The 8,664-nt window shown below is 58.9% G+C and carries 6 protein-coding genes and 1 pseudogene; 3 read left to right on the top strand and 4 right to left on the bottom strand.

Features of this window, described 5'->3' with window-relative positions; genetic code table 11:
* Positions 1–360: 360 nt before the first annotated feature.
* The gene (locus tag DMP08_RS12140) at positions 361–1,218 is read right to left on the bottom strand and encodes a DegV family protein (protein WP_123193137.1); all 858 of its coding nucleotides are present in this window, start codon (positions 1,216–1,218) and stop codon (positions 361–363) included.
* Positions 1,219–1,370: 152 nt separating this feature from the next.
* Between DMP08_RS12140 and DMP08_RS12135 the strand changes: the two genes are divergently transcribed.
* Together DMP08_RS12135 and DMP08_RS12130 are read left to right on the top strand one after the other, a co-directional pair.
* Complete coding sequence (locus DMP08_RS12135; RefSeq protein WP_123193136.1) at positions 1,371–1,916, top strand: DUF1836 domain-containing protein; 546 nt, start codon at positions 1,371–1,373, stop codon at positions 1,914–1,916.
* Positions 1,917–2,055: 139 nt separating this feature from the next.
* On the top strand, positions 2,056–4,092 hold the full coding sequence (locus DMP08_RS12130; protein ID WP_123193135.1) for a cation:proton antiporter: 2,037 nt from the start codon (positions 2,056–2,058) through the stop codon (positions 4,090–4,092).
* A gap of 118 nt (positions 4,093–4,210) precedes the next feature.
* Here the strand turns inward: DMP08_RS12130 and argS are convergent, their stop codons facing one another.
* Positions 4,211–5,938, bottom strand: coding sequence for an arginine--tRNA ligase (gene argS, locus DMP08_RS12125; protein WP_123193134.1), 1,728 nt, complete (start codon positions 5,936–5,938; stop codon positions 4,211–4,213).
* A gap of 228 nt (positions 5,939–6,166) precedes the next feature.
* Here argS and DMP08_RS12120 point away from each other — a divergent pair, with 228 nt between their 5' ends.
* Positions 6,167–6,601 carry a GNAT family N-acetyltransferase gene (locus DMP08_RS12120; RefSeq protein WP_123193133.1) on the top strand — a complete coding sequence of 145 codons (435 nt, stop codon included), beginning with the start codon at positions 6,167–6,169 and terminating at the stop codon, positions 6,599–6,601.
* A gap of 120 nt (positions 6,602–6,721) precedes the next feature.
* Here the strand turns inward: DMP08_RS12120 and DMP08_RS12115 are convergent, their stop codons facing one another.
* Positions 6,722–8,332 carry a YfcC family protein gene (locus tag DMP08_RS12115; RefSeq protein ID WP_123193132.1) on the bottom strand — a complete coding sequence of 537 codons (1,611 nt, stop codon included), beginning with the start codon at positions 8,330–8,332 and terminating at the stop codon, positions 6,722–6,724.
* 205 nt (positions 8,333–8,537) lie between these two features.
* Positions 8,538–8,664: pseudogene (locus tag DMP08_RS12700) on the bottom strand (carbamate kinase); the annotation flags it as partial.

Below are 8,664 nucleotides of genomic sequence, written 5' to 3'. Positions count from 1 at the left end.
ACGTACCTGACCTTCTCGCGCTCCGTGTACATGCAGCTCCCTCCTCACGGCCCCTTCGGGGCCGTTCGATCGGTCGTGGACCGCCCTCGGGCGGTCCAACTTCTTGCCGCATCCCCGTTTTGCGGCGGTTTTCACCCTTCCAAGAGGGCTCGCTCCGCACGTGATTTTTATTTTCCCAGTTCAGACGAACGGCACTTCGAATTATTCTGGTTCGAGGACCAGCAAAACTCGATCGTTTTGACACGACGGGCGAAACTCGTGCGCAAAGCGGGCGCGATGAAAGACGCCGGTTGGGCGGGACGCGCAACGCGAGGCGCGAAACGCCGGTTGGACGGGACGCGAGACGCAGCAACCCCGCTCCTAGTACTCCCCTTGCACGCCTATGCCAATCAGGCCAGGACCGGTATGCACCACCAGAACGGGGCTGATCTGCCCCTCGTACCACCATTGCACGCCGCTCATCCGCGATGCAAGCTCGGACTTCACCTCGGCTGCCTCTTCCGCCGCGTCCCCGTTCACCACGGCAACCGTGCTGCGAGGGAACTTCGCAGCGAATTCCTCGACGCACTGCATCGCCTTCTTGAGCGACTGCCGACGCCCCTTGGCCTTTGTAACGGTATAGTACACGCCCGCTTCGTTGCAGCTGATCACGGGACGCATGTCCAGCAAGCTGCCCACGCGATAGGTTACCTCGCCGATGCGGCCGCCCTTGCGCAGGTACTCAAGCGTGTCGACGCAGAAGTACACCCTCGTATTCTTCGCTATCTGGTCGCCTTCGCGCTTGATATCCTCAAACGACGCGCCCTCGGCCAGCCTCCGCGCAATTGCAAGGGCAACCAGGCCCGCGCCCATCCCGATGTTCTTCGTGTCGACCAAGCAGCAATCAAGCTCCGGCATTCCCGCCGAAAGCGAGCGCATCAACTCGTACGTAGCGGAAAGCCCACTCGAAATGGTCACGATAACCGCACGATCGTACCCGTCGGCCACCACGCGCTCGAGCACGTTCCGCGCAACGGCGGGTGTAGGCGTAGACGTTGTAGGGATTTCCCGAGAGAATCGATCGTACACCTCTTGAGGAGTGATGGTCACCTTGTCCAAAAACGATTCGTGTTCGTAGTTCACCTGCAAAGGAACCACGTACATGCCGTACCGGTCGATATCCTCGGGAGGAACGTCGGTGCAAGAGTCCACCACGAGCGCTATACGGCTTGCATTCATACTGTCCTTCTTCCAAAGTTTCAATAGCTTTGTAATATAGTTTTCATTACTAGATTATAAGGAGCACAGCACTGTGTCAAGCAACAACGAAGATTGACTGACCCTGTACGGATTGTTATTCTCGTTCGTACGAATACCGTGGAAAGGAATCTATGAACCCTTCATCCATCAGCACGTCGGCCTACGCGCAAAAACTCGCCAACCTGCGCTTGCCTCGATATCAGGAGATACCCCGCATCGACCTGTACATGGACCAACTCATCGGATACCTCGAGGAAACGCTTGCCCCGCTCTACCAGGAACACGAGAAGATCATCACGCGCTCCATGGTGAACAACTACGTGAAGCAGGGAGTCCTCTCGTCGGCTTCAGGCAAGAAGTACACGCGCTCCCACGTTGCGTACCTCATCGTTATATGCACGCTCAAGCAAACGTTCTCGATCGCCGAAATCGACCGCCTCATTCGCATGCAGATTGCAAGTTTCGACACGCATGTGGCCTACGATTACTATTGCGACGCGTTCGAAGCGGCGCTCGAAGCCCTGTTCTCCGCGGAACCCACCAGCCCGGCAGGCCTTACGAGCGGCGCAAACAAGGGAGACTTCGAACGGGACCTCGTGCTTTCAACAACATCGGCTATCGCCTACACCCTCTACGTGAAGGCAAGCATCTTGACCACCGACGCCGCTGCACGTTAGGGTGCGCGCGAAGGGCGCAAAACCCGACTTCCCAGCTTTCCGTTGAAATCGCGTGAAACATCGACGTTGCGCCTATAAGGTTGACCTTATCCCGATACAATAAGGCGACCCATTCGCTACAACGCAAGGAGATCGCCACGTGGAAGCCCTCATGTTCGCTTTACTCATGTTGGCAGCCGTCCTCGTATCCTCCGTCATAGACCAGCTTGTTCCCAAGGTATCCTCCCCCCTTATCCAAATTGGACTAGGCCTGATCATCGCCGTGGTCGCAGGCGGTCAGATCGACATCCTGTTCGACGAAGCCGATTTGTTCCTGGTTCTGTTCATCGCTCCGCTACTCTACGACGAAGCGAAAAGCGTTGACAAAGCGGCGCTTTGGCGCAACAAAAGACCCGTCGTCTCGCTTGCCATCGGACTGGTGGTGGTCACGGCTCTAGTGGTCGGCTTTGCGGTCAACTGGGTCGTACCTTCCATCAGCTTAGCCGCCGCTTTTGCCCTGGGCGCCGCCCTGGGCCCCACCGACGCCGTTGCCGTCGCCTCGCTTTCAAAGGAGACCGACATCTCGCCTCGCGCCAAGAGCATTCTGGAAGGGGAATCGCTCATCAACGACGCATCGGGCATCGTCGCCTTCCAGTTCGCGCTGGCTGCAGCCGTTACCGGCACGTTCTCTCTGGTCAACGCAACCGTCGAGTTTTTGTTCTCTTTTTTGGGAGGCATTTTCATCGGCATCGCGCTGGGCTACCTGGGCAACTTCATCGTGCGCAAGGTGCGCTCCTGGGGCTTGGAGAACACCACGTTTCACGTGCTGTTCGAGGTGTTCACGCCCTTCATCGTGTACCTGGTAGCCAACCAGGTGGGCGCGAGCGGCATTTTGGCAGTGGTCGCAGCAGGACTGGTGAACGTCATATCGCCCCGCACGCTAGGGCCTTCGATATCGCGTATGAACATCGTTTCAGCCAGCGTTTGGCAGGTGCTGTCCTTCACCCTTAACGGGATCGTGTTCGTTCTTTTGGGCACGCAGCTTCCCCGCGCCATGCAGCAGACCTGGGCTAACGTGTACATCGATAACGGCTTGCTCATATCCTACGTCCTGGGCATCACGCTCATACTCATCGCAGTGCGCTTCGTATGGATTCTCGTCATGGAGCGCTCGCGAAGCCGCCAAGGTAAAAACAAGGAAGACGGTGCGACGAAGCGGCGCAGACTATCGAAAACCGACATGCTATCGGCGGCTATCATGACGCTAGCGGGTCCAAAGGGAACCATCACGCTCGCCGTCATTCTCACGCTGCCGCGCGCCATTCCGCAGCAGCAGCTCATCATGTTCCTGGCATGCGGCGTCATCGTGGTCACGCTTCTGCTGGCTACGTTCGTGGTTCCCCTACTGGCTCCGCGCAAGCCGACCACCGAAGAAGACCAGCGCTGCGACGAAACGCAGGCGAGCCTCGAGATCCTGCGCAACGTCATCGAGGAGCTGTCGGCTCGCCAAACCCCCGAGAACCGTGCCGCCACGCAAATGGTCATCCATTCTTACAACGACCGCATTGCGCGCATCAAAGAGCAGCACAACATCGACGACGAGCCAAACCTCGAGCTGCGCCTGAAAACACTGCGCTGGGAACAGGAATTCGTCTTCGAGCTCATCGAGCGCGAGGAAACGTATCCTTTGGTAGGCTACCAGTATTTAAGCCGGCTCTCGCATATAGAGAACCTTCTGCGCCACCACGCCGATCGCTGGTCGCCGCAAAGAGCCGCCCTGCGCATGCGCACAGCGCTGAGATCCGGATGGTATCGATTCGTGCAGGGCATGCCCGGAGCGAATCTGACCGAAACCGCGCAGGCCATTCGCGATCTGCAGATACGATCGTGCGAATTCGTCATCGAGAAGCTGCAAGGAGAAATGGCTCCCGGCGTATCGGAGGAAAACGCCGAGGATTTATCGTCTCTTCTTCTCGAGTATCAGCGCACACTGAGCGCATTGCGCTCGAAAGCCCCTTCCATCACGGCCATAACCAGCACGGCGGATGCCGCAGTCGACATCAAGCGACTTGGACTGCACCTGGAGCTTGAGCAAATACAAACACGCTACGAGGAAGACGACTTGTGCCGCGCCACCGCGAAGCGCCTGCGCGAGAACGTGCACCTTATGCAGATCGACCTCGAAGACAACGTGTAACGCGCGAAGCAGGGTTTTGCAGCCTCGCTCCGAACCACAACGATCCCTGCACTAAAAAGGCCCGCGAGCTCCGTGACGAGCTTGCGGGCCTTTCCGTGTGCCGTATGCGCAGGAATCGCTACATCTTGGCCGGAGCGCTCACGCCCAGCAGACCCAGCGTGGTCGCCAAAACAATGCGGGTTGCGTCAGCAAGCGCCAGACGCGCGTTCTGGACGGCCTCGTCCTCGCCGATGATGTGGCAGTTGGTGTAGAACGAATGGAACAGAGCCGCCAGATCCTGAGCATAGTGCGTCAAACGGAACGCAGCGCGATCGCGCGCAGCCTGCGACACCAGATCGGCGAAATCGTCCATCTTGCGCATAAGGGCCAACTCGGACTCGTGCGTCAACGGGGACAGGTCCACGCCCGCAGGCACAACCTTAGCCGCCAGTTCATCCATGGAAAGCTCGCCGGCCTCAGCGGCAGCCGCGTCGGCGGCGTCGGCGGCCTTGCGCAGGATGGAGCAGATGCGCGCATGAGCGTACTGCACGTAGTACACCGGGTTGGAGGCGTCCTTCTTCTTCGCCACCTCGATGTCGAAGTCGATGGGCTGATCGGAAGAACGCGACAGCATCAGGTAACGTGTCGCGTCCACGCCCACCTCGTCGATGAGTTCCTCGAACGTGATCATCTCGCCGGTACGCTTGGACATACGAACGGCTTCGCCGTCGCGGAACAGGTTCACCAGCTGGCCGAGCATGATCTCGAGGGCGCCGGGCCAGCCCCACGCGGCCAGCATGGCCTCGCAGCGGGCGATGTAACCGTGGTGATCGGCGCCCCAGATGTTGATGAGATGGTCGAAACCGCGCTCCATTTTATTGTAGTGGTACGCCACGTCGCTCATGAAGTACGTCATCTCGCCGTTGGCCTTGATCAGCACGCGGTCCTTTTCGTCGTCGAACGCGCTCGACTTGAACCAGGTAGCGCCGTCCTCGACGTAGATGTAGCCCTTCTCGCTCATGGCTTCGAGGCTGCGGTCGACCGCGCTCTTGCCGGTCTCGTCGGGTACGTACAGGCTGCGCTCGCTGAACCAGCACTCGAACGTGGTGCCGAAGCGCTCGGTCACGCGGTGCTGCTCGGCGAGCATCATCTGGTAGGCGCGCTCGCGGAAGTTCTCCATGCGCTCCTTCTGATCGGCGTCAAGCCACTTGTCGCCGTCTTCGTCAATGATGACCTGCGCGATGTCGTTCACATACGAGCCCGCATAGCATGCTTCGGGCATTTCGACATCGCGACCGAGGATCTGCTGATAGCGTACGGCCACGGATTCGCCGAAGTTATCCATCTGCGTACCGGCGTCGTTGATGTAGAACTCCTCGTACACATCGTAGCCGGCATGGCGCATCACGCGCGCCGTGGCGTCGCCCAAAGCAGCCCAACGGCCATGCCCCACGTGCATGGGACCCGTAGGGTTGGCGGAAATGTACTCGAGGTTAATGTAGCGCTGGCCCTCGGGGATAAACCCACGACCGAAGCCTTCCTTTTCCTCGCGCACCTGGGAAACAACGCCCTGAAGCACAGTGGAGGACAGGCGGAAGTTGATGAAGCCGGGACCGGCGATTTCAGTGGAAGCGATGATGCCGTTCTCCGGAAGATGGTCGACAATGATCTGAGCGATCTCGCGGGGGTTCTTCTTAGCCTGCTTGGCGGAACGCATGGCTACGGTGGAGGCCCAGTCACCGTTGCTTTCGTCACGCGGGCGCTCCAGCGCCGCCGCGGGAGCCTCCTCGAGCTTAAGCGATCCGTCCTCGCACGCGGCCGCAACGGCAGCGTCGATCAGCTGTTCAAGTTGTTCGCGAATTTGCATGGTATGCATCTTTCTTTGTGGGACTCGTGTAAATACATGTTGGACAAGTCTACCACCTTTTTCAGATGCGCGGGCACGCATCGAGCGAACGAACGCCCCAAAAAAGGACGTTATGCAGAAAACATACACACGACCTCGCAAAAAGCATCTGCGGTTGGGCGCTTTTATGCTATTGTTCGCTCATTGCAGATTCCCGGGCATCCCGGTTGCGAGAGAGGACGAAACCGCATGGCCATGATGTTCCAGCAAGGGAGCTTCGACGACGCGCGCATCGTGCGCACGCGCGTGTTCATGGAAGAACAGGGCTTCCAAGACGAGTTCGACGACATCGATCAAGATCCTCGCACCATTCACATCACGCTGTACGCAGACGGAATGCTCGCGGGATGCGCGCGCACCTTCCCTGATCCCGAGCGCCCCGAAGAACCCGGCCGCTGGATCTTCGGACGCCTGGCCGTCTTGCCCGAGGCACGCAAAGGCGGCCTGGGAGTCGCCCTTTTAGCGGAATCCGAGCGACTGGCCCAAGCGGCGGGAGCCACGGAAATGCACCTGCACGCGCAGTGCCGCGTCACGCCGTTTTACGAGCGTTCAGGATACCGGCAATACGGGCCCGTCGAACTTGACGAGCACGTCGAGCATATCTGGATGAAGAAGGCCCTGTAAGGCGAAGCCCCTCCCCCGCGCATGCACGGCATCCCGCAGAAAGCGGCCCTCGCCGAAGCGAGGGCCGCGTCAATTCAGTTCGTCCGCCTAGAACCTATCTCTATCGATCCGGAATCAGCATCAAGCAGCGCCCGGAATCACCATCATCGCAACGGTGAGGATAACCGCGCAGGCAACTCCAAGAATAACGAACAATTTGCCGCCGAACTTGAGCCACGTCGAGTACTCGATCTTCGCAAGCGCAAGACCGCCCATGATCGCGCCGCTGGTCGGGGTGAACAGGTTCACCAAGCCGTTGCCGGCGCTGAAGATCATGATCATGACATCGGTCGAGAAGCCCAGCGAGTTAGCCAAGGGACCCATGATGGGCATGGACACCGTAGCCATACCGGACGAAGACGGGATCAAGAACGACAGGACGATGTAGAGCAGGAACGACATAGGAGCGAAGATGATCGCCGACAGGCCGTTCAATGCATTGGCCGCATTGTTGAGGATCCACATATCCAGGCCGGTCTCGCCCATGAGCACCGTAATGGAACGAGCCATGGCGATGATCAGCACGACGCTCATCATGTCGGCAGTGCCGTTGATGAATGCCTTCACGAAGCGGCTTTCGGACACGCCGCCCACGATGCCGATGACGATAGCCATGATAAGGAACCACGTGGATGCCTCGTCGAAGTACCATTGCCCCAAAGGAAGTCCCGTCAAGAACGAGGACCAGCCATCGGAGATCTGCTCTTCAGTAGTGACCGTGCCCTCGACGTTGCCGTCGAACGCGATTTCGCCGCCAACCTTTTTATCGGCCCAAGCGGTGGAAATGTCATCTGCTGAAACCTGCGTCGTCACTTCCTCGGTAACAGCACCGGCGTTGAACAGCTCCACGCCGAAGTCGCCCCAAGGAATGAAGCCGACGATCATGACCACGAAAGTGAGCGCGAACGCGATGAGCGTAGCCTTCTGACGACCGGTCATAAGCTTCTCGGATGGATTCGCCTCAGCATCCTGCGCTTCCTGCTGGGCTTCGCCAAACTCGGCCTTCATGACCTCTTGCTCTTGCAGCGAGAGGATCGTGGAACCCTTGTCAGCCTTGACCTTCTTCGCATAACGCATCACGAAGACGATGGATATAGCCAAGGTGACCAGCCACAAGATGACGCCGAGCATGATGATGGTGCCCTGGTTGATAGCAAGCCCCGTAGACGACAGCGAGTCAACGGCTGCACCGACCGCGAACGGGTTGACCGTCGAGCCGAGCACGCCGCAACCTGCGCCCAGCAACACGACTGCCGCACCGACCACGCTGTCGAAGCCTGCAGCTACCATGGTGGCAGCCAGCAGCAAGTAAAACGGAACCGTCTCCTCGCACATGCCGTACGTCGTGCCGCCAATGGAGAAGATGAACATCAAAATGGGAATGAGTATGAGCTCGTTACCCTTGAGTTTCCTCACCAGCGCGGCAATGCCGGCATCCAGAGCACCGGTTTCCGTGACGATGCCCAGGAAACCGCCCAAGATCAGCACGAACAGACAAACCGGAAGAGCGTCGGTGAAGCCCTTTACGGGCGCCGTAGCCACATTGGCAACGGTTGCCCCCGTTACACCCTCCACGCCCATGAACGACATGACGACCGTAATGAGCGCCAATGCGATCAGGATGATCAACAGGATGGTGAACGAAGAGATGGAACGCTTCTTTCTGCTTTTTTCCTTTTCTTTCTCGGTCATACAAACCCCTCCTTTTATGAGGATCGAGGTGGATAGACAGATGCGAACGAGAAATTGACAGACGAATCAGTGGAAGCATAACCGCATGATCCGACAGTACCCCAGTTAACGGCGGCGCCCGCGCTACACAGGCGCCGCCGCTTAGAACAGTTTCGGATTCCCAAAGCCCTCAATCAGCGGGCCTCGGTACTCCAAACGGCGGGAACTACGCCGTGATGATGGTGCCGGTCTTGCCCTCGAGGCCCGCGGCGGCGCACTCGAGGCTGGTGATGAGGGCCTTGCCCTCGGGGAAGGCGCGCACGTACTCGATGCAGGCCTCGACCTTCGGCAGC

It is taken from the genome of Paraeggerthella hongkongensis, assembly GCF_003726035.1.
In the GTDB taxonomy this organism is placed as follows: Bacteria; Actinomycetota; Coriobacteriia; order Coriobacteriales; family Eggerthellaceae; genus Paraeggerthella; species Paraeggerthella hongkongensis.
Note: the sequence above shows the minus strand (reverse complement) of the source record. Positions and strands in the feature narration are given on the sequence as shown.